The 21,403-nt window shown below is 67.0% G+C and carries 16 protein-coding genes; 6 read left to right on the top strand and 10 right to left on the bottom strand.

Annotated elements, in window-relative coordinates; genetic code table 11:
* Nucleotides 1–3: 3 nt before the first annotated feature.
* From J8847_RS00170 to J8847_RS00130, 9 genes are all read right to left on the bottom strand, one after another.
* A complete protein-coding gene (locus J8847_RS00170; protein WP_211522669.1) occupies nucleotides 4–2,352 on the bottom strand; it encodes a DNA internalization-related competence protein ComEC/Rec2 in 2,349 nt (782 codons plus the stop codon).
* A gap of 64 nt (nucleotides 2,353–2,416) precedes the next feature.
* Nucleotides 2,417–2,752 carry a hypothetical protein gene (locus J8847_RS00165; protein WP_211522668.1) on the bottom strand — a complete coding sequence of 112 codons (336 nt, stop codon included), beginning with the start codon at nucleotides 2,750–2,752 and terminating at the stop codon, nucleotides 2,417–2,419.
* A 39-nt stretch (nucleotides 2,753–2,791) separates the two neighbouring features.
* A complete protein-coding gene (locus J8847_RS00160) occupies nucleotides 2,792–4,459 on the bottom strand; it encodes a T6SS immunity protein Tli4 family protein (RefSeq protein WP_211522667.1) in 1,668 nt (555 codons plus the stop codon).
* Between the two features lie 53 nt (nucleotides 4,460–4,512).
* A complete protein-coding gene (locus J8847_RS00155) occupies nucleotides 4,513–6,222 on the bottom strand; it encodes a triacylglycerol lipase (RefSeq protein WP_211522666.1) in 1,710 nt (569 codons plus the stop codon).
* Nucleotides 6,219–9,095: a type VI secretion system Vgr family protein gene (locus J8847_RS00150; protein WP_211522665.1), complete on the bottom strand. Its 2,877-nt coding sequence runs from the start codon at nucleotides 9,093–9,095 to the stop codon at nucleotides 6,219–6,221. The genes J8847_RS00155 and J8847_RS00150 overlap by 4 nt, the downstream gene beginning before the upstream one ends.
* A 171-nt stretch (nucleotides 9,096–9,266) precedes the next feature.
* Complete coding sequence (locus J8847_RS00145) at nucleotides 9,267–10,070, bottom strand: TatD family hydrolase (protein WP_211522664.1); 804 nt, start codon at nucleotides 10,068–10,070, stop codon at nucleotides 9,267–9,269.
* Nucleotides 10,071–10,072: 2 nt separating this feature from the next.
* The gene (gene lolD, locus J8847_RS00140) at nucleotides 10,073–10,768 is read right to left on the bottom strand and encodes a lipoprotein-releasing ABC transporter ATP-binding protein LolD (protein WP_211522663.1); all 696 of its coding nucleotides are present in this window, start codon (nucleotides 10,766–10,768) and stop codon (nucleotides 10,073–10,075) included.
* Nucleotides 10,761–12,026 (bottom strand): lipoprotein-releasing ABC transporter permease subunit, encoded by a 1,266-nt coding sequence (locus J8847_RS00135; protein WP_211522662.1) that lies wholly within the window; start codon nucleotides 12,024–12,026, stop codon nucleotides 10,761–10,763. The genes lolD and J8847_RS00135 overlap by 8 nt, the downstream gene beginning before the upstream one ends.
* 43 nt (nucleotides 12,027–12,069) lie before the next feature.
* Nucleotides 12,070–13,350: a lipoprotein-releasing ABC transporter permease subunit gene (locus J8847_RS00130; RefSeq protein ID WP_211522661.1), complete on the bottom strand. Its 1,281-nt coding sequence runs from the start codon at nucleotides 13,348–13,350 to the stop codon at nucleotides 12,070–12,072.
* A gap of 156 nt (nucleotides 13,351–13,506) precedes the next feature.
* Between J8847_RS00130 and J8847_RS00125 the strand changes: the two genes are divergently transcribed.
* The 3 genes from J8847_RS00125 to J8847_RS00115 are packed head-to-tail and all read left to right on the top strand — an operon-like array spanning nucleotide 13,507 to nucleotide 17,340.
* Nucleotides 13,507–14,526: a hypothetical protein gene (locus J8847_RS00125; RefSeq protein ID WP_211522660.1), complete on the top strand. Its 1,020-nt coding sequence runs from the start codon at nucleotides 13,507–13,509 to the stop codon at nucleotides 14,524–14,526.
* Entirely contained in the window at nucleotides 14,523–16,226 is a 1,704-nt protein-coding gene (gene recJ / locus J8847_RS00120; protein ID WP_211522659.1) for a single-stranded-DNA-specific exonuclease RecJ, read from the top strand. Before J8847_RS00125 ends, recJ begins: the two co-directional genes overlap by 4 nt.
* 4 nt (nucleotides 16,227–16,230) lie before the next feature.
* Complete coding sequence (locus tag J8847_RS00115; RefSeq protein WP_211522658.1) at nucleotides 16,231–17,340, top strand: metallophosphoesterase; 1,110 nt, start codon at nucleotides 16,231–16,233, stop codon at nucleotides 17,338–17,340.
* On the opposite strand, the gene J8847_RS00110 is transcribed toward J8847_RS00115, so the two are convergent.
* A complete protein-coding gene (locus J8847_RS00110) occupies nucleotides 17,337–18,419 on the bottom strand; it encodes an MBL fold metallo-hydrolase (protein WP_211522657.1) in 1,083 nt (360 codons plus the stop codon). The two genes, J8847_RS00115 and J8847_RS00110, sit on opposite strands and share 4 nt — an antisense overlap.
* Nucleotides 18,420–18,692: 273 nt before the next feature.
* Here J8847_RS00110 and J8847_RS00105 point away from each other — a divergent pair, with 273 nt between their 5' ends.
* The 3 genes from J8847_RS00105 to J8847_RS00095 are packed head-to-tail and all read left to right on the top strand — an operon-like array spanning nucleotide 18,693 to nucleotide 21,392.
* The gene (locus J8847_RS00105; protein WP_211522656.1) at nucleotides 18,693–19,856 is read left to right on the top strand and encodes an exo-alpha-sialidase; all 1,164 of its coding nucleotides are present in this window, start codon (nucleotides 18,693–18,695) and stop codon (nucleotides 19,854–19,856) included.
* Complete coding sequence (locus J8847_RS00100) at nucleotides 19,856–20,593, top strand: hypothetical protein (RefSeq protein ID WP_211522655.1); 738 nt, start codon at nucleotides 19,856–19,858, stop codon at nucleotides 20,591–20,593. The genes J8847_RS00105 and J8847_RS00100 overlap by 1 nt, the downstream gene beginning before the upstream one ends.
* Nucleotides 20,571–21,392 (top strand): hypothetical protein, encoded by an 822-nt coding sequence (locus J8847_RS00095; protein ID WP_373999798.1) that lies wholly within the window; start codon nucleotides 20,571–20,573, stop codon nucleotides 21,390–21,392. Before J8847_RS00100 ends, J8847_RS00095 begins: the two co-directional genes overlap by 23 nt.
* Nucleotides 21,393–21,403 lie beyond the last annotated feature (11 nt).

The following is a 21,403-nucleotide window of genomic DNA, read 5'->3' as shown; positions in this document are numbered from 1 at the left end:
TGTCTATCGCCCGTGCCAATAGCGCGCGTGTTCGCGCCGGTGCTCGGTCACGGACAGCGCCTGGCCGAAGTGGAGCGTCACCGTGCCGGTTTCGTCGGTACGCAGGCGGCGGATGCCCAGGTCGGCGTAGCGCGCGTAGACCTCGGCTTTTGGATGGCGATAACGATTGCGATAGCCGACCTGGAACACCCCAAGCGTGGGCTTGACCGTCTGCAGGAAGGCCATGGTGGACGAGGTGCCGCTTCCGTGGTGCGGGGCGAGCAGCACGTCGGCGCGCAGGGCCTGCGGCGAGCGGCGTACGAGATCGGCTTCCTGCACGGCTTCAATGTCGGCCGCGAGCAGGATCGCCTTGCCGCCGGCGCTGATGCGCAGTACGCAGCTGCGCGCGTTGGGCTTGAGCGTATGGTCGGCGTAGCTGGCCGTTTCCGGGCCGATCATTTCGAACAGGACGCCATCCCAGCGCCATTGCTGGCCGGCGCCGCAGCGTGTGTGCCGCCGCGCCGCTTCCACCGCCGGATGCGACTGCGGCAGCGAGGAAAGCAGATCGGTCACCGGCAAGGTCGCCAGCATGTCGGCCGCCCCGCCGGAATGGTCGATGTCGCTGTGCGAGACCACCATCGTATCCAGGCTTCCGATGCCTCGGCCACGCAGAAAGGGAAGGATGACGCGGGTTGCGCCGTTGGCGCCCGGCGCGTACTGGGGGCCGGTGTCGTAGAGCAGGCGGTGGCGATGGGTTTCGACCAGCAGCGCCATGCCCTGGCCGACGTCGAAGGCGGTGACGTTGAATTCCCCCGCCGGCGGACTCGATGGCAGCTGGGTCAGCAGCGGCGTCCACGCCGCCAGCCCCGCCCAGCGGTGCGGCCATCCGCGCGGCGCCAGCAACCAAGCGGCGCCGACCAGGGCCAGGACCAGGATCCACGGCGCCGGCGCAGGGGCGCTCCACACGGCGAGACGCGGCGCGGCCAGCCATCCCAGGCATCCCGCCAGCAGCTCCACGGCGCCATGCGCCGCGCCCAGGGCCCATCCAGCCAGGGGGCTGGGCAGCACGCTGCCCAGGAGGGCGAGCGGTGTCACGAACAGGCTGATGACGGGGATCGCGACCGCATTCGCGAGTGGACTTACCAGCGATACCTGCCCGAACAGCAGCAAGGTGAGCGGCACCAGGCCCACGGTCACGGCCCACTGCGTGCGTGCCGCCAGCAGCAGCCCGCCGCGCCATCCGGGCTGTTTCCGCTCCAGGCGGCCGACGCTGGCGTAGAGGATGGCGGCCACGGCGCCATACGAGAGCCAGAAGCCGGGCCACAGCATTGCCCACGGATCGAGCAGCACCACGACGCCCAGCGCCAGGCAAAGGACATGGGAGGCCGCCGTGACGCGCCCCACCCAGAGCGCGACGGCGACGACAGCGAGCATGTAGAAGGTGCGCTGGGCTGGGACGCCGAAGCCGGCCAGCAGCACGTAGAGCAAGGCCGTCGTTGCACCGGCAAGGGCCGCGGCCTTCTGGGCCGGCAAATACAGCGGCAGCTGCGCCGAGGTGAAGAAGGAGCGCCGCCACAGGAAGGACGTCAGCCATGCGGCCAGGCCTGCGAGCATCGTGATGTGCAGGCCGGAGATAGAGACCAGGTGGCTGATGCCGGTGCGGTTGAAAACATCCCAGTCGGATTGCGCGATGCCGCGCTGGTCGCCGATCACCAGGGCGACGATCACGCCGGCGTAGGGTTTGCCGGCCAGCGTTGCGGCGATCCGGTCGCGCAGCAGCGCGCGGGTTCGCTCCACCATGTTGCGCGGACCCGGGACCCAGGCGTCGAGACGACGGTTGCCGCGGCCTGCAGGACGTACATAGCCGGTCGCGCGGATGCCCTGCTCCAGCAGCCAGGCCTCGTAGTCGAAGCCATGGGGATTGGCATTGCCGTGCGGGCGCTGGAGACGCACGGCCAGGCGCCAGCGCTCGCCCGGCCGGACCAGTTGCGGATCGCTCGCCGCCTGGCCGTACCAGGAAAGCGCGACCCGCCCAGGCACGCGCACGCCTGGTGTTTCCACGTGTTCGATAAGGAACTGGAAGCGCGCGCCGCCTTCGAAGCGGTGCGGGAGGCTGTCGACCATGCCGACGATAGCGACGTCGCGGCCTTCGTCGGAACGCGCCAGGCTGCTATCCAGTGTGTGCAACGCAATCGCGCAGGCCCATGTGTAACCTAGCAGGAAACCAATCAGACTACTCCGGGCTTGACCGCGAAGAAGTAGAGCCAAAACTGCTACCAACAAGCAACTTACGAGGACTGTCAGCTCAGGCAGCGTCGGTCTGGTTTGCAGAAACCAGGCGCCGCCCAGGAATGCGAGGATAGCGACGCGCATCTGGTCGCATCAGATCAGCGATCCCGATCCACGGAGATCAGGGGAGTGCAGCTGGAGGTCGCGTTCATGCAAGACTCAGGCCACCGTGCCCATTACGCGCGCTGGAAAGCTCAGCTTCAAATTGACGCACACGCGTTGCAAACTCATCGTCCGTTTCGAGGAAAGAAGTCGGTATGGCATATCCACCCACAAACCCTCGACCCAAACTGAAGCTTGCCTGGGCCGGAATATAGATCAAGTAGCGCCCCACGCATACGACCTTCATCGAACCGGTCATTTGCTCTGCCTGACGGTTGTCCTCGGCGGCCCTCAGCGAACTAAGGAGTCCGAAGCCAAGCATGACGAACGCCACCGAGATTACTTCGATCCAGCGTCGTTGCCGCTTACTAAGCAAGGCCATCCCCCGCTCCATACGCTTCCGCATTCGTTGCAGGCCGCGCTATGAGGCCCGTGGCTTATGTCGACCAGATAGGCCTACCTCTGAACTTGGCGCGCCGCCGTCCGCCGGGGCCTCAGCATGGCGGACCAACTGCCAGGCGCTTCGACGATGAATCAACCCAGGCTGGCCGGCACCATGGCCGTGCACTTGAGTACGGAACGTTGCGGCAGGGAGCAGGCTACCTGCTGCAAACCAGCGTGTCCCGTCGAGTGCATGACCGTCCTCGCAGCACCACCATCCGCTCGCCGGGCAAGCGGCCCCGGTCTTCGCGACGCTACCAATTGGCGCCTCAATGCTGGCGGCAGGGCTGGCACCAGCGGGAACGGCACCTGCTTCCGGCCCTGGCAGAGCTTGCTCAAGTCCGCAAGGTGACGGGACCCGTTTGTTGCTTCGCTTGTCAGCCAATGTCCACGTCGTGCGGTTTGCGCTCTCGTAGCTCGGCTGCATTCCACGCAAGCGCTGCCACAGGGTCGCCGGAGGCAGCAATAGCGCCTGGGGCACGCGCTGCCCTTTTTTGAGGAACTGCCGCTCGCCGCCAAAAACTCCTGTGCCATGCCCACCTTCAGCACATCTCCACCACCCTGTCTCAGGACATACGTCTCCAGCCAGCACGCTGGTCCCGAGTGCGGCCGAAGCTTCGGCCGCGACGGTGGTCCTGCGCGGTTCGGTCGGGCGAATCCGTATGCTGCTCACGACGCGCTCCCAAAGCGCAGTCATCGCGTCTTCCGATAAGGTCGACTGGACTGGCTTACCGCCATTGACGGGGTTAGCGCCGGATACCAGTTCCAGCGCTAACACGGGGGCGTAAATGTCGTCCTGTTTACCGCGCATTTCCCATCTAAAGGAGTAGCCTGTCGTGAAGTTGGGCTCCCGTATGCGAATGCCGACTTCATCACCGTTCAAGCCGTTAACGATTCGCTTTCCTGCACGCAGATCCGTGGATGCCATGCGCACGAACAAAGGTAGCCGTTCGGCGGATCTTGCGTGGCGCTCCAGGAGGCCGGGTGCCGGGTCGGTGCCGGCCATCGATGAGAGCACGATATTTACATCGGGATGGCCGGGCAAACCCGCGAACATGACCACTTTTTCGGTATCCGCGTCGTCGATGGGATCGGACACGATCGCGTGGTCTATACAGAAACCCCTCTCGCGTGGCAGTTCATTTCCATCGAGCGGCCGAATTTGACGCAGTAGCCGGTCCAGTCTTTCTCCGACATCCAAGGCCATGTAATCGGCACTTGCAATAACACTTAGCCCTTCAAAACGTATCAGACCCTGGACACTGACATCTTCAAGCTCCACCACCTTATCGTTGACGAGCGTCTCTCCCCGGCGGCGGTTGTAGACGAATACCTTGCCTTGTGCGCTTCCATTCCTGAAAAATTTCGCCGATTGCAAGTATGGCCTGCCATCTTCACTTCGGGCCGCCGCAAACTCATCTTCAAGATTCTGGATTCTGGCGGCAAAGTCGCCGTCCGACTCTTCACTAACGCTGGACAGGTGAAAACCTCCCGTGTAGCCATGACTGATGTTGACCTGGGCCTCCACTGGGAGATCGACGAGGAAGCGGCCTACACAAATGGTTTTCATCTTTGTACTCATCGTTGCTACCTTCTGCTGATCTTGGAGGATCTGAACCGAATTGGCGAAGCAGGAGACCAGGCCCATCGCAAGGGCTGCCAGACCGCCAATCCATCGAATCCTTCGGCTGCCAAGCCACTTCATTGCATGCCCTGAACAATCTTGACGATCAGGTGCCGTGTCAACAGCAGCATGTCACTATGCGAGTAGCTCTCCTGATGGCGAAATCCCGCTGCCGAGAACACCTGGCGCACATGTGGTTTCGGTCCCGCACCGGACTCCACCGGGACAGTTTCATCCCCGTGACTGTCCTGCGGCCACACCGCGAACCGCAGGCGAAGATCGGTTTCGATAGCGACTTCTCGCATTCCCTCCCGGCTGGCCGCCAGCAACTTAGCCTTCCGGACGTTCGCAGGTGTAATCACCCCGCGGGTGCTGGCCGGAAGGCGCGCCACCCATCGAATGCGAGCATACGTTTTGAGCCCGGCGTCAGCGCCATAGAAAGCGTAGGTATTTGGATGGTAATACGGCGTTCCCGGCTTTGCCGCGTCACGCTCTACGGCAAGGAATCTTGTGTGAAATCTCTCCGCCTGGTCGATCCGCTCCCGAACCAGACGTACGATCCCGCCGGGGCTCTTGGTGTACAGCTTCGCCGGATCGACCAGTCCTGGGTCAATCATGCGAAACCACGATGTCATGTCCCGGTAGAAGTCGTAGGGATTTTCATCCGGGAGGGCAAGCAGATCATGTACTTCATCCTTCTGGTTAACTGCCCGTATTGTTTTAATGTGTAACCAGGGCCTGGGGTACAGATGGTTCGGGAGAAGTTGGAGTATGCCGGGGGCAAGAGCCATCACCGGCGTTGTCTCTGCGGCTGTTTCACCAGCAATCTCAGCAAATGCTGCAGCATTGATGTTGTCCATCAATTGATTGGTGAAGCTTCCGCCTTCAGTGCCGCAGGCGATCCGTCGATACGCAACGGGCGCTCCCAGCGCAGGCATCACCCCGTGAATCACGCCAGCGATGTCCGGGTCTTCGCCGTCGGTCGACTCATGCATTCGCGCGCAGGCGCGTGCTACCAGTCCCCCCATCGAATGGGTTACAAGAATTACCTTTCGACAGTCATGCTTACGCTCGCTCCAAAATTTCTTGATCTGCTCGATCCGCTTCCGGAGCCGCTGGCCGGAGACCTCGCATGATTCGAGCCAGTTATACCCAAAGGCATAAACCGGATACTGGTAAGCCGCGTATTTTTCCAGCTCGGCCTCTGTAATCTTGTCGATGCTGCGGACACCCCAACGATCAGGAGAAACTTGCATGACGCGCTTCCAATACGATCTCACTTCGCGTTTACCGGTCGTGGTGGAGCGTTCATATGTCTTATCGAGGCGCCGCTGGAGCTCGACCAACACAGTCCCATAAGACGCTGCATGTACTTCACCCCAGCCGCGTTCGCGCATCACGTGTTCGTCAAGCAAGGATCCGTGATAGTCAAGGTCACCCTCCGGATCAACTTCCAGAAGACCTGCATTGAGTATGCGCTGTCGCTGAGCGGGATCGCGCTCGGACCAGAGCGTCATTGCGCGATACCCGTCGATCAATCCATTGGGAGGACGCCATGCCGCCTCGCCAGGCTTCACCGTTGACCCTGTCTGCGGTTCCAGGTTTCTGCGAAACCGCAAATTCGACCCCATGATCCCCGGCACAAAGATCACCGGTATCACCTTGCGCGAGCCCACGGTCACCCGCGCCCTTACCTTGAAGGAGGTGGGCGTGGCAACACTGTGCGCCACCAGGCTACCGTCGGATTCGACTCTCGGCTGGTGGAGTGGGCGGGTCGGCTCGCTCATGCCTGACCCGCATCGGGGGGACTGGGGTCGTTCTCCGGGTTGTCGTCCGGTAGAAGGCGGATTTCGACATCGCCCATGGCATAGGTCTGGAGGATGCTGGTGCGTCCTTCGTCGTCCGTCACCCCTTCGATGGTGGTGCCGTTCTCGTGGCGGACGACGTAGCGCCGCCCCTTGGCGGGCATGCCGGTCTGGCGGTCGATCACGATCACCCGCTCGTCGGTCTCGAGTGAGGTCGCCGGCAGCTTCAGCCCGACCGGCGAACCGGCGCCGCCGGTCAGGTAGTCGACCGCTCCCGATTTGATCACGTGTTTGCCACTGCTCTGGTGGGTGATGGTGCCGCCGTCCCAGTCCGTCTGGGTACCTTGCGAGACCACCTTCACCGACGGCGCCTCCAGGTCGATGCCCTTCGCCGCGATCAGGCTGATGCGGCCGGATGACTTGATCTCGATATCGCCCTTGTCGGTCTGCACCACGATGTTGCCGCGCCCCGCGATCAGCCTGAGCCCGAGTTCGTAGGCGAACAGGTTTAATGCCCTGGCGGCGCGCAGGAACAGGCCGCGCCCGGCCGCCACCTCGGTGTCGCCGGCCGAGACCAGGTCGATCTTGTTCCGGGCGCCCAGTGCGATATTGTCTTCACTTGCCAGCATCACGCCGGCCGGCGCCGTCATCGCCGCTATCGGCTGGCCGCCCTTGCCGGTCGTCGCCGGGGCCAGGTTCGAGCCTTCATCCCAGCGCCGCAGCTTGTCGACCAGCTCCGCCAGGCGCGGCCTGGCCTGCTCGTATTCGCCGTGGTCGGCCGCCAGCTTGCCTAGTTCTTCCAGTACGCCCTGCATCACTTCGCCGATACCCACCAGGCCGCTGCGCTCGAGCTGGCCGCCTCCATCCTCGGCCTTGCCGCCGGCGCTGATCAGGACGCCCTCCCCGCCGCGTACCGCCACCGACTTGTCGCTGCGCAGCTCCGCGCCCTCGCCGCGCGGGGCCGCCTGGCCGTTGGCGCGCGGTTCGCCCAGCCAGCCCAGATTCAGCTCGGAGGCCGCATGCTCGCTCGCCAGCTGGACGCCGATCTGGCCGGGCGTGTCGTCGAACATCAGCTGGCCGCCGCGCGTGCCGCGCACTTCCTGGCTGCGCATCCCGGACAGATAGCGGTTGCCGGGCAATTCGCCCAGGCGGCTCAGGGCCGGCGGCTGGGAACGCTGGTTGTAGAGCTGGGACAGGATCACGGGCCGGTCAGGGTCGCCGCCGAGGAAGGCGACCAGCACCTCGCTGCCCACCCGCGGCAGGGCGAGCGTCCCGGATTGCTGCTTGCTGCCCGGACCGCTCCCGGCCCAGTTTGAGGCCACCCGCACCCAGGCCGAGTCGGCCGGCGTGTCGGACGCTCCGGCGCCATGCGCTTGCCGATGGTCTTGCGCACGCATGCCGGGAAAGCGGATTTTCACCCTCCCCAACCCATCGCAATGCACTTCCTCGCCCGGCGGACCGGTGACGATGGCGCTTTGGAGCTGCGGATGCGGCAGGTCGAAGCGCGGGTCGAAGGCGGGGACCAGCGGAATGCCGCGCCGGACGGCGTCGAAACTGACGCGCGCCCGCGAGCTCGCCAAGGGGTCGCCCCGCCCGTCGAGCAGCATCTGCGCCCCAGTGTCGCGATAAGGCCCCATCAGGCGGCGCACGCGCGTGGCCACGTCCCCCGGCAGATTGCTCTCGGCTTCGATGCGCAGCGAGGTCACGACGAAATCGCGCTCGGCCGGCGGATGGGCGTCGATTTCCGGGTGGCCGCTCAGGCTGAAGTATTCGCCCGCGCGCAGGTCGCGTACCGTGCCCTCGCCATGGAAGCACTTGGTCTCGAATTCGTGCCGGTTCATGCGCACCTGGCCCAGCCGCCAGTGGTCTTCGACGTCGTTGCCGGCGTGCGGCATCTCGACCACGTAGTCGTCCAGGCTGGCCGCGAGCTCGTTGCCGCTGCGGCCCTGGTCGGCCATGCTGCGCGCGGAGGAGGTCATGAACTGGGTGCCGAGCGGGTTGCGGTAGTCCCAGCTGTGGCGCGTGGTGCTGCCCGGCTGCAGGCGGCGCGCCGCGCACCAGGAAACGATGGTGTCGCGTTCTTCGGTAGCGTCGTCGCGGTGATAGCGCACGCTGCCGGCGCCGCTGCGGGGCAGCGAGTTGGCGTCGGCAAACAGCACCAGCGTATGCGCCGGCACCGCCGCGCGCTCGGGGTCGATCCCATCTTCCTGCTCGCGGCCGGAACGCCCGCGCCCGGAGCGGGCCAGGCCGGGACGGAAATACCAGGCCACCCCGCGCCGCTTGAGCAGGCGGCGCACGAAGGCGGCGTCGGATTCGTTGTGCTGCATGGTCTGCTCGCGCGCCGGGAACTGCCGCATGTCGAACAACGGGTCGAGTTCGTAGTCGAAGGCGCTGGCCATCACGCCGTTGGAGCGGCTCCATTCCTCGAACAGGACCTGGACGATATCGAGCTCGCTCTGGTAGCGGAACACCCGGCTGTTGATGCGCTTTTCCATGATCGCCAGCGCATCGCGGATCACCAGCTGGTAGACGGCCAGGCCGCCGTCGTAGTCGCCGGCCCTCGCCTCGGCCACGATGCCGCACACGCCGCGCAGCTGGCCGCGGTCGGTCACCAGCTGGACTTCGGCGGGAAGCGCGATCAGTTCCTTGAGCGGGAGGCGCGGCGTCGAGGCGACGCAGGTGACCACGTATTCCAGGCCCCCGCACACCGATTCGCAGCCACTGACTCGCTGCGGCAGCAGGACTTCATCGGCGAGGTGGTCGGCATGCCCGAGCCGCAGGCGGATGGGCCGGTGGGCGGTCGTCAGCGACTTCTCGTGCTGTAGCATGCGCAGGAATTCGCTCGCGCTGTCCAAGTGTCTCTCCTGTTGGGGAAAATGGCCCCGCTGTCGCAGCGGAGTAAACATCTTGGCAGAGCAGCAGGATTTACAACTTGCTTCGGATCATGGCGATCCGGCTGAAATTTTGTGAACTTCCCTGTATTGACGTGGTCGGCGCGCGCCGTTTGAGCCCGTTCCGAATCCGCCTCAGAGGCCGGTCAGCCCCTGGAGCCGGGGGATGGCCGCCAGGGCGTTGCGGTGGGTCGCGCGCCTCACCTCGTCGTCGGACAGGCCGCGCAACCCGCCCAGGGTAGCGCCGATGGCGGGCAGCTGCTCCGGGCTGTTGCGGCCCGGATGCACCCAGGCCGGAGGAATGTCCGGGGCGTCGGTTTCCAGGACGATCGCGTCCAGGGGCAGCTCGGCGGCCAGCCGGCGGATCTGCAGCGCCCGGCTAAAGGTCATGGCGCCGCCGAAGCCCAGGTGGAAGCCCAGGTCGATGAAGTTCTGCGCCTGCTGGAAGCTGCCGTTGAAGGCGTGCGCGATGCCGCCCGGCGGCGTGATCTGGCGCAGGTGCTTGAGCACCTGGTCTTGCGAACGCCGCACATGCATCAGGGCCGGCAGGCCGAAGTCGCGCGCGATGCGCAGCTGCTCGCGAAAATAACGTTCCTGCTTCTCGCGCATCGCCGGTTCGCACAGCATCGGGATGAAGAAATCCAGTCCGATCTCGCCCACGCCCACGAATTTGGGATCACCCATGGCTGCTTCGACCGCCGCGCGCAGCGCGGCCAGGTCCTCGTCCTGCGCCTGCGGCACGAAGATCGGATGAATGCCCAGCGCATAGCAGGCGTTCGGAATGCGCGCCGCCAGGCCGGCCACGGTGGCGAAGTTCCCGCGGTCGACCGCCACCAGCACGATCATCGACACCCCTGCTTCCCCGGCCTGGCGCGCGACCCCGACGGCATCGCCGCCGAATTCATGCGCGTCCAGGTGGCAGTGGGTGTCGATCCACATGTTCAGGCCTCCAGCGGCTGCAGGCCGTGCTCGGTCAGGCGCAGCACGCGGTCGCAGCGGCGCGCCAGCTCCATGTCGTGGGTCACGATCACGAAGGCGGTGCCCAGGGTGCGCGACAACTCAAGCATCAGGTCGAAGATGTTCTGGGCCGTGCTGTGGTCCAGGTTGCCGGTCGGTTCGTCGGCCAGCACGCAGGCCGGCTGGGTCACCAGCGCGCGCGCCAGGGCCACGCGCTGGCGCTCGCCGCCCGACAGCTCGCCGGGACGGTGGATGACGCGCTTGCCCAGTCCCACGCGCTCGAGGATGGCCTGGGCCTTCTGCATGGCGCTGTCGCGCTGCTCGCGCCGGATCAGCAGCGGCATCATGACGTTGTCCAGCGCCGAGAATTCCGGCAGCAGGTGGTGGAACTGGTAGACGAAGCCGAGCGAGGTGTTGCGCAGCTCGCCGCGGCGCGCTTCCGACAGGGTTGCGAAATCCTCGCCATGCAGGGTGACGCTGCCGGTGCTCGGGGTATCGAGGCCGCCCAGCAGGTGCAGCAGGGTCGACTTGCCCGAGCCGGACGCGCCGACGATGGCCACGCGCTCGCCGCGGTGCACGGCGAAGTCGATGCGGTCGAGCACCTGCACGGTGTAGTCGCCCTGTTTGAAGGTCTTGCTTAAGGCCCGGCAGGCCAGGACCGGTGCGGACGTGTTACTCATAGCGCAGCGCCTCCGCAGGTTTCACGCGCGCCGCCGAGCGGCTCGGATAGAGCGTGGCGGCGAAGGCCAGCAGCACCGACACGACGCCGATGCGGGCCACGTCCGGCCAGCGCAGCTCGGACGGAACGGTACTGATCAGGTAGATATCTTTCGACAAGAACTGCACTCCCAGCAGGTTTTCAATAAAGGGGACGATGACGTCGATGTTCAGGGCCACCAGCACGCCCAGCAGCACGCCGGCCACGGTGCCGAGCAGCCCGATCACGGCGCCCTGGATCATGAAGATCTTCTGGATCGATGCGGGCGAGGCGCCGAGCGTGCGCAGGATAGCGATATCGGCCTGCTTGTCGGTCACCGTCATCACCAGGCTCGACACCAGGTTGAAGGCGGCCACCGCGATGATCAGGGTCAGCACGATGAACATCATCTTCTTTTCGGTCTGCACGGCCGCGAACCAGTTGGCGTTGAGCTTGGACCAGTCGCGGATCACCACGCCGGCCGGCAAGGTGGTTTTGAGTTCCTCGGCCACCTGGGGCGCGTCGCGCACCTGGGCTATGCGCAGGCGCAGCCCGGCCGGGGCGCGCAGGCGCTCCATGCGCTGCGCATCCTCGATATGCACGAAGGAGAACGAGGCGTCGAAGTCCGGATGGCCGGACTTGAAGATGCCGACCACGGTGAAGGAACGGGTGCGCGGCAGCATGCCCGCCGGCGTGGTCTGGGCATGCGCCATCAGCATGGTGATCTTGTCGCCCACGCCCACGTTCAGCGCGCGCGCCAGCAGGTCGCCCAGCACGATGTTGAACTGCCCCGGCTGCAGCGCCGCGAAGCTGCCCTGGACCACCTGGCGCGCCACGTCCGACACCTTCTCCTCTTCGCCCGGCAGCACGCCGCGGATGGCTGAAGGCCGCATGGCGCCGTCGCGCAGCAGCATGCCCTGGGTCTCGACGAAGGGCGCGGCGCCGCGTACGGCCGGGTGCTGCCCCGCCTTCTGCGCGGCGGCGCGCCAGTCCGGCATGCCGCCTTCCTCGTTGAAGACCTCGACGTGGGCGAGCACCGACAGCATGCGGTCGGTGACGTCCTTCTGGAAGCCGTTCATCACCGACAGCACGATGATCAGGGCCGCGACGCCGAGCGCGATGCCGGTGACCGAAATCAGCGAAATGAAGGAGATGAAGCTGTTGCGCCCGCTGCGCTTGCCGGCGCGCGTATAGCGCAGGCCGACCAGCCATTCGTAGGGCAGTGTCTGGATAAAGCTCATGGTTTCCTGAATATTTGTTGCAGAGCGCAGTTTGCCATAGGCCTCACTCGTAGCGCAGCGCTTCGGCCGGCTTCACGCGCGAGGCCGACCAGCTCGGATAGATCGTCGCCAGGAAGGACAGCAGCACCGCCACCCCGCCGATCCAGCTCACGTCTCCCCAGCGCAGCTCGGACGGAATCGAGTCGATCAGGTAGACCTCCTGCGACAGGAAGCGTACGTTGAAGAGCTGTTCGATGCTTGAAACGATCGCGCCAACGTTGAGCGCCAGCAGGATGCCGGACACCACGCCCAGCGCCGCGCCCAGCAGGCCCACCAGGGTGCCCTGCACCATGAAGATTTTCATGATCGAACCCGGCGAGGCGCCCAGGGTGCGCAGGATGGCGATGTCGGCCTGCTTGTCGCGCACCGTCATGACCAGGGTCGACACCAGGTTGAAGGCGGCCACGGCCACGATCATGGTCAGGATGATGAACATCATGCGCTTTTGCGACTCGACCGCCGCGAACCAGATGTAGTTGACCTTGGTCCAGTCTCGCAGCACCAGGTCGCCCGACATGCTGCGGTGCAGTTCCTCGGCCACCTGCGGGGCCTGGTGCAGGTCCTTCAGGCGCAGGCGGATGCCGGTCGGGGCCGGCGCATCCAGCGCGCCCTCGGCGTCGTTCAGGTGCATGAAGCCGAGCGAGGAATCGAATTCGAAGTGTCCGGCCTCGAAGATCCCGGCCACCACCAGCGCGCGGGTGCGCGGCAGCGCATCGGATGCGGCGCCCGGCATCCCCGGCACACCGTTCGAGGCCAGCAGCAGGGTCACGCGATCGCCCACGCCCACATCCAGCGCCTTCGCCAGCGCGCTGCCCAGCACCACCTTGTAGCTGCCCGGCTGCAGGGCATCGAAGCTGCCCTGGCGCATATGGCGGCTCACGTCCGACACCCTGGCCTCGTCCTGCGGCAGCACGCCGCGCAGCAGCACCGGCTTCATGACTTCGCCGCTCAGCAGCATGGCCTGGGCGTCGAGGAAAGGCGCGGCGGCCGCGACCGCCGGGTTGCGCAGCGCTTCCCGGGTGGAGCTACGCCAGCCGCTCATGGCGCCGTGGACGTCGTAGACCTCGACATGGGACACCACCGACAGCATGCGGTTGGTGACTTCCTTGGTGAAGCCGTTCATCACCGACAGCACCACGATCAGGGCGGCGACGCCGAGCGCAATGCCGGTCACCGAGGCCATCGAGATGAACGAAATGAAGCGGTTGCGCCCGCTTTGCTTGCCGGCGCGGGTGTAGCGCAGGCCGATCTGCCATTCGTAGGGAAACTTGTGGGTGGTGCTCATGAAATCCGGTTCAGGGTCGTCAACCCCGCAGTTTGCCAGACAAACCCCTTACCTGGCATGAATTGTTAAAAGTACCAGATTATACGAGTAACAAGCAGGTGCCGGAAAACCTCCCCGCAGTTCTCGTCCGGGCCCCGTTTGGCCTAAAATAGAGGGATGTCCAAGATCACGCTCGTCCTGCCCTACGCACTGCCCCTCCCCGAATTCGCTCCCGACTTGGTGCGCGCCTTGAACGCCCCCGGGCTGGCCGCCCTGCTCACGCGCACCTCGCAGCACGCGCGCGTGCCGGTGAGCGAGGACGTGCGCGCCCTGCCGCACGAGCAGTGGCTGGCGCGCGCCCTGGGCGCCGGGCAGGACGGCAAGCCTGCCTTCGCCGGCGCGGCCATGCGCGGCTTCGGCCTGGACCCGGCGGACGGCACCTGGTTCATCGTCAACCCGGCCCACATCCAGATTGCGCGCAGCCACCTGATGATGGCCGACCTGCGCCACCTGGCCCTGAGCGAGGACGAGAGCCGCGCCCTGTTCGAGGCCGCCCGCCCCCTGTGCGAGGAAGCCGGCCATCCGCTGGTCTACGGCGACGCCCAGACCTGGTTCCTGCGCGCCGACGACTGGGCGGCGCTGGATACCGCCACGCCGGACACGGCGGTCGGCATGGACCTGATCGATTTCATGCCCAAGGGCGAGCGCGCCATCGCCTACCGCCGCCTGCAGAACGAGGTCCAGATGCTGTGGCATACCCACCCGGTCAACGCCGCGCGCGAGGCGCGCCGCCTGCCGGCCGTGAACGCCTTCTGGCTGTGGGGCGCGGCACAGCCAGCGGCAGCGGACCGGGCCGCGCACCTGACGACCTACGCCGCGCCCGGCTGGCTGGCCGCGCTCGGCGCGCGCCGGCTCGCCGGCCTGCACGAACTCGACGGCGCGCTGCGGGACGACACCATGCTGGTGGCCGGCAACCTGGCCGAGGCGGCCATCGCGGCCGACTGGGGCAGCTGGGTGATGGCCATGCAGCAGCTGGAAGAACAGCTGTTCGCGCCCCTGCTCGCGGCCGTGAAGCAGGGCCGGGTGCGCGAACTGCGCCTGGTCCTGAGCAGCCGCGAAGGCCTCCTTGAATCGACGACTACCGGCATGGCCCAGCGCAGCTTCTGGCGCCGTCCCACATTGGAACGACTGACTTGAGCATCAAGACCCGCATCGCCACCCGTCCCTGCCCCTTCCGTACCTCGGAACTGCTGCGCCAGGGCGGCATCCATCCCGTGCTGGCCCGCATCTACGCGGCGCGCGGGCTGGAAGACCCGCGCGAGCTGGCCAGCGAGCTGGCCGCGCTCTCGCCCCCGAGCGGCCTGAAACACATCGACGCCGCCGCCGTCTTCCTCGCCGACGCGATCGGCGCGGGCAAGAAGATGACCATCGTCGCCGACTACGACTGCGACGGCGCCACCGCCTGCGCCACCGCGCTGCGCGGCCTGCGCGCGATGGGCGCCCGGGTCGACTACATCGTGCCCAACCGCTTCGAGTACGGCTACGGCCTGACGCCCGAGATCGTGGCGCTGACCGCGCGCGAAAAGGCGCCGGACATCATCATCACGGTCGACAACGGCATCGCCAGCATCGACGGCGTCCTGGAGGCAAAAGAGCGCGGCATCGACGTGGTCGTCACCGACCACCACCTGCCGGGCGAGGTGCTGCCGCCGGCTCGCGTGATCGTCAACCCCAACCAGCCCGAGTGCGGCTTCCCCAGCAAGCACCTGGCCGGTGTCGGCGTAGTGTTCTACGTGCTGCTGGCCCTGCGCGCGGAACTGCGCCGGCGCGGCGTGTTCGACGCCCAGACCCAGCCCAAGCTCGACAGCCTGCTCGACCTGGTGGCGCTGGGCACGGTGGCCGACGTGGTCAGGCTGGACGCCAACAACCGCATCCTGGTGGCCCAGGGCATCCGCCGCATGCGCGCGGGCCGCATGCATGCGGGCGTGGCCGCCCTGTTCCGTGTGGCCGGGCGCGAAGCGCGCTGCGCCTCGCCCTTCGACCTGGGCTTCGCGCTGGGTCCGCGCCTGAACGCCGCCGGCCGGCTGGAAGACATGTCGCTGGGGATCGAATGCCTGGTCACCGACGACGAAGGGCGGGCCTGGGCCATCGCCCAGCAGCTCAACGAGATCAACCTCAAGCGCCGCGAGATCGAAGCCGAGATGCAGGATACCGCCCTGCTCCACCTGGACAGCTTCGAGCCCTCCGGCGCAAGCACCATCGCCGTGTTCGACGAAGGCTGGCACCAGGGCGTGATCGGCATCGTCGCCTCGCGCCTGAAGGAAAAATTCTATCGCCCGACCATCACCTTCGCCCCGGCCGGCGAGGGCTGGATCAAGGGCTCCGGACGCTCGATTCCGGGTTTCCACCTGCGCGACGCGCTCGACCTGGTGTCCAAGCGCGTGCCCGGCCTGATCGACAAGTTCGGCGGCCACGCGATGGCGGCCGGCCTGTCGATCCGCGCCGACGCCTTCCCGCACTTTTCGGAAGCCTTCGAGGCCGTAGGGCGCGCCTGGCTCACGGAAGCCCAGCTGGAACGCATCATCGAGACCGACGGCCCGCTGGAAGACGAGTACTACTCGACCCAGTTCATCGAGCTGTGCGACGGCCAGGTCTGGGGCCAGGGCTTCGCGCCGCCGGTGTTCTGCGACGAATTCCGCGTGGTCAGCCAGCGCGTGCTCAAGGAACGCCACCTCAAGCTGCTGCTGGAGAAGAACGGCCGCCGCTACGACGCCATCTGGTTCGGCCACAACGAGAGCCTGCCGGAGCGCGCGCGCGTGGCTTTCCGCCTGGACGCCAACGAATACAACGGCGTGACCAAGGTCCAGCTGCTGGTCGAACACGCGGAACCGGCCTAACCGGATGTTTAATATCGTCCTGAACGTCGCCGGCTCGCTGATGCACCTGTACGTGCTCGCGCGCCTGTACCGCATCGACGCCATTCGCTCCCGCTTCAAGCCGGGCGCCTGGGCCCTGGCCGGGCTGCTGGTCTGGCTCGTCTACCTGGGCGGCGTCCATCTGGGCGACGAGGCCATGGACTGGCGCTGGTGGCCCGGCCAGTTCGCCATGACCTGGCTCGGCATCGTGTTCGTCATGTCGGTGTGCCTGCTCATCGCCGACATCGCCACCGGCTTCGGCACCTGGTGGCGGCCCCATAACCGCAAGCTCACCGCCGGCGCCGCCGTCCTTGGCGCCCTGGTGAGCGGCTTCGCCATCTACCAGGCGGTGCGCACGCCGGTGGTGGTCGAGCACGAGGTGGTCTTGCCGGGCCTGCCGCAACAGCTGGACGGCACCGTGCTGGTGGCGCTCAGCGACATCCACCTGGGCGCCCAGCGCCGCGCCGCGTGGATGGAACAGGTGGTCGAACGCATCAACGCCCAGAACCCGGCCGCCGTGCTGCTGCTGGGCGACCAGGTCGAGGACGAACCGGCCGCCGACCCGCGCCTGGCCGGCGTGCTGCGCGCCATCCGCGCCCCGCGCGGCGTGTGGGCGGTCACGGGCAACCACGAATACTATGGCGACGCCGCCGGCACCATCGCCGAGTTCGAGGCGGGCGGCGTGCACTGGCTGCGCGACCAGCGGGTCGAGCTGCTGCCCGGCCTGCACCTGGCCGGCCTCGACGACATCGGCAGCCGCATGCGCCGCGGCGGCGACATCCTGTCGGGGCTGGACCGGCTCTATCCGGCGCGGGCCGAGGGCGCGGCCATCCTGATGGCCCACATCCCGGCCGCGCCCGTGATCGAGCGCGCGGCAGCGCACGGCATCGGCCTGATGCTGTCCGGGCATACCCACGGCGGCCAGATCTGGCCCTTCAACTATGCGGTGCAGCGCCGCTTTCCGCAGGTGGTGGGCGCCCACCGCATCCAGGACCTGCAGCTGATCATCAGCCGCGGCGCCGGCAGCTGGGGCCCGCGCATGCGCCTCTGGAAACCGGGCGAGATGCTCAAGATCACCCTGCGCGCCCCACGCTAGCGCTGCGGCCTGTAGGTCTCGCCGATCTTCATGACGAAAAAGGCGTCGTCGGCCACGCCCTGCTCGCGGCGCGCGTCGGCGAGGTCGCGCGGCGCCTGGTCGAGTCGCTCCTGGCCCATCGGGAAGGTCCCCCAGTGCATGCCGACGCTGCGCCGCACCCGCAGCTCGCGGTGAATGCGCACCGCCTCGCCGGGGCTGACGTGGGAGTTGCGGTACCACACCGGCTGGTAGGCGCCGATCCCGATCGCCGCCAGGTCGAAACCCTCGAAACGGGCGGCGATGTCCTGGATATCGCGCGAATAGCCCAGGTCGCCCGAAAAGAAGAAGGAAAAGCCCGGCCGCGTGACGGCGTAGGCGCCCCAGAGCGTGGCGTTGCGGTCCCAGGGCGTGCGCGCCGACCAGTGCATCACCGGCAGCAGCTGGATCTCGTGCCCGCGCAGGCTGGTCTTGTCCCACCAGTCCAGGCGCACGATGCGCGAGCGGTCGCCGTCGGTCACGTTCTGTTCCAGCCAGACGTCCACGCCCAGCGGCGCCACCAGCAGCGGCGCTCCGCCCTTCTGCCGGTAGAGGGCGCGCAGCGAGGCCTGCGACAGGTGGTCGTAGTGCGAGTGGCTGATCAGGATCGCGTCGATGCGCGGCAGTTGGCTGAGCGCCAGGCCCGGTGGCTGGTGCCGCTTCGGCCCCGCGAAGGACAGCGGCGAGGCGCGTTCCTCGAACACCGGATCGGTCAGGATGTTGAGTCCGTTCCCGGTCTGGAACAGGAAGCTGGCGTGCCCGATCCAGGTCAGCGCCGGCTCCGCGGCATTGGCGTGGATGAAGTCCAGGTCAGGGGCGACCGTCGGGATGGGCGCCAGCGGCAGGCGCTCCGAACCGTCCGAGGTCCAGTTCCTGATGCGCGCCGCCCAGCCCTCCACGAAGCCGGCCTGCGGGCGCCGGTACGCCGGGTTGGACGGATAGTTGTTCACGAAACCGTCGCGCCGGTGATGAGGCTTGGCGTCGTCATAATAGGGATTGACGTTCGCGCAACCGCTGGCGAGGAGTCCGGCGACGAGCGCCGGCACGATCATGGTGGTGCGCATGGGCGGCAAGGATTGGTAAAAAAGCGCGAGTATACGTCAGCTCGCGAACCGGGCTTGCCAGCATGTCATATTCCTCCGCACATTTCCTTATTCTGCGTTGTTCAGCGCTATCAATTTCCTGTAGGATAGCGATTTTTTCGCGGGAATATTGAGCTCGGCGACCCCGGCTCGATCGCCTGCGAAGCGGCCCGCACAGCTTGCCGTCAAGCGGCGCCGGTCATGTGAACGTTAGGAATCCTGCTCTACCGGGAAGGTTTCCGCTACTGGAAGAGTATGGAGCGTCACCAGAACCTGCAGTCACGCCGTTACCGCTGGACCGTATTCGCTTGCGCCCTCGCCGTCCTGGTCGTCGCCGGCGCCGAAGCGCTCCGCTGGGCCCACGTGGCCCGCTCCAAGGCCGTCCCGACCCTCCCCAAGGCCGTGTCATCCGGCCGGGTGGCGCTGTCCGAACTCTCGCGCTCCCACATCCCGATGCCGCAGGGCGTCCCCTCGGCCCACGCCAGCGCCCTGACCGCCCTCGCGGGCGACCGCATGCTCGCCTTCTGGTGGGCCGGCAGCCGCGAGAGCGGCCCGGACGTCAAGGTGTATGCGTCGCGCTGGCACAACGGCGGCTGGAGCCCGCCCTGGGAAGTCGCCAGCCGCGCCTCTCTCGGCAAAGCCCTCGGCTTCGGCGTGCGCCGCATCGGCAATCCGGTCGCCTGGACCGACCGCGACGGCCGCATCCACCTCTATGTCGTGGCCACCGGCCTGGGCGGCTGGGCCGCCTCGCGCGTGGCGCACATGATCTCGGCCGACCATGGCGCCAGCTTCGACGTCAAGCGCGTACTGCCGATGTCGCCTCTGTTCAATACCAGCGTGCTGGTGCGCACCAATCCGGTCGGCACCGGCGACGGCGGCTGGTGGCTGCCGGTCTACTTCGAGATCGGCATCAAGTACCCCATGCTGATGGCCTTCGACGCCGAAGGCGACCCGACCTGGCTGGGCCGCATCGGCGAGCGCACCACGACCCTGCAGCCGGCCATCGTGCCGGTATCGAATACCGAGGTGCGCGCCTGGATGCGCGACGCCAGCGACGAACAGCGCGTCCAGCACGTGACCAGCCGCGACGGCGGCCATAGCTGGGAAGACCAGCCGCCGCTGAACATGGCGAACCACGATACCTCGCTGGCGGTCATCCGCCTGAGCAGCGGGCAGTTCCTGATGCTGCACAACCCGGTCGAAGCGGGGGGCTCCTCGCGCAGCACCTTGCGCCTGTCGATCTCGAACGACAGCCATTCCTGGCGCACCGTCGCCGATGTCGCGCGCGGCCCGGCCGGCGACGAGTTCTCCTACCCGACCATGCAGCAGGTCGGCGACGAGCTGCACGTCACCTATACCCACCAGCGCCAGTCGATCGCCCACCACCGCTACCGCATCTCGCTTGGAGACACAATCTGATGAGCTTGCCCGACCTGACCTGGCAGATGATCTACGGACGGCTGGCCTGGGCCATCGTGCTCGCCACCGTGCTGGTCGTCCTGGCGCCCGGCCCCTGGCGCCGCAGCCGCCGCCTGCCGCTGGCGGCGCTCGGCCTGATGGTGCTGCTGGCCGTCCTGCCGGGCCAGGCCTCGCCGGCGTGGACGCTGGGCCTGGCCTTCCAGTATCCGAGCGGATTGCTTACCGCCTGCTGCCTGCTCAAGCTGCTGGACCGGCGGCGCGGCATGCGCGCCGTGTGCGTCCTCCCGACCGGCCTGGCCGCGCCGCTGGCCATCGCCGGGACCGCGCTCTACCTGGATGCCTTCGGCCTGATTTCGCAGGGTTATTACTACGCGGGCTTCTCCGCCGCCAGCGTGCCGGTCCTGGCGGTGCTGGCGACCATCGCCTGCGCCGCCGCCATCGTGCGCGGCCGCAACCAGCGCCAGGCGCTGCCCCTGCTGGGCGCCTTCCTGCTGTTTTCCCTGCTGCGCCTGCCGACCGGGAACATCTGGGATGCGGTCATCGACCCGCTGCTGTGGGGCTGGGCCGTGATCGCCGTCGCCGCCGCCGGCCTGCGCCGCCTGCGCCGCCGCCCGCTGAACACACAACGCCAGCCGGTCCCTGGCCTGGCCGCCGACCTGCCGGCCCTGCGCGCGGCCGGCATCGACACCTATTCACCGATCAAGGAGCACAGAAGTGGTAACGTCAGCAGCAACTAAGAGGAATTGGTTCACCCATCCGGCCATCGCCACGGGCATCGCCGTCAATGTATTCGTCCTGGGCCTGGCGGTCGCCTGGTCCGGCCCGGACCCGAAGCAGCTGTGGCGCCTGCTGGGCGAGGACGGCATCGTCGAATGGATGCAGTTCCTCTGCTTCACCGTGATCGCCGGCCTGCTCGCCTTCGCGACCGTCGAACGCGCCCGCCAGCCTGGCGCCGGCCGCCTCGAACTCCTGGCCCTGGGCGGCCTGAGCGTGGTGGTGGCGCTCGCGGCGATCGAGGAAATCAGCTGGTTCCAGCGCGTGCTGCAGGTACAGTCGCCGGACTTCTTCCTGCAGAATAACCGCCAGGCCGAAACCAACCTGCACAACCTGGCCGTGGGCAGCGGCAGCCTGCACAAGAACGTCATCCTCAAGCTGATCGTGATCGTGGGCCTGACTCATAACCTGGTCCTCCCGCTGCTGGCGCGCTCGCGCCCGGCCGTGCGCGACTTCGTCGAGCGTTTCGGCCTTTACCTGCCGCCGCTGGCCGCGTCGATCCCCTACCTGGTGCTGGTGATCCTGTCGCACCTGCTGATCGACCACCCGCGCAAGGGCGAGCTGGGCGAAATGTTCGGCGCCGTGCACTACCTGGCGACCGTGTTCGGCGCCTATTTCGTGGGCGTGGCCACCAGGCGCGCACCGCTGTTCGAGAACGCGAACGACGGCCGCCGCTTGAGCACCCTGTTCGCGATGATGCTGGTATTCCTGCTGTTCGTGGCCTGGCTGCTGAGCGCGGGCGTCGGCGCCACCGGCGCATAAACCTTACCTTC

It is taken from the genome of Massilia sp. AB1 (genome assembly GCF_018119385.1).
Classification (GTDB): domain Bacteria; phylum Pseudomonadota; class Gammaproteobacteria; order Burkholderiales; family Burkholderiaceae_D; genus Telluria.
Note: the sequence above shows the minus strand (reverse complement) of the source record. Positions and strands in the feature narration are given on the sequence as shown.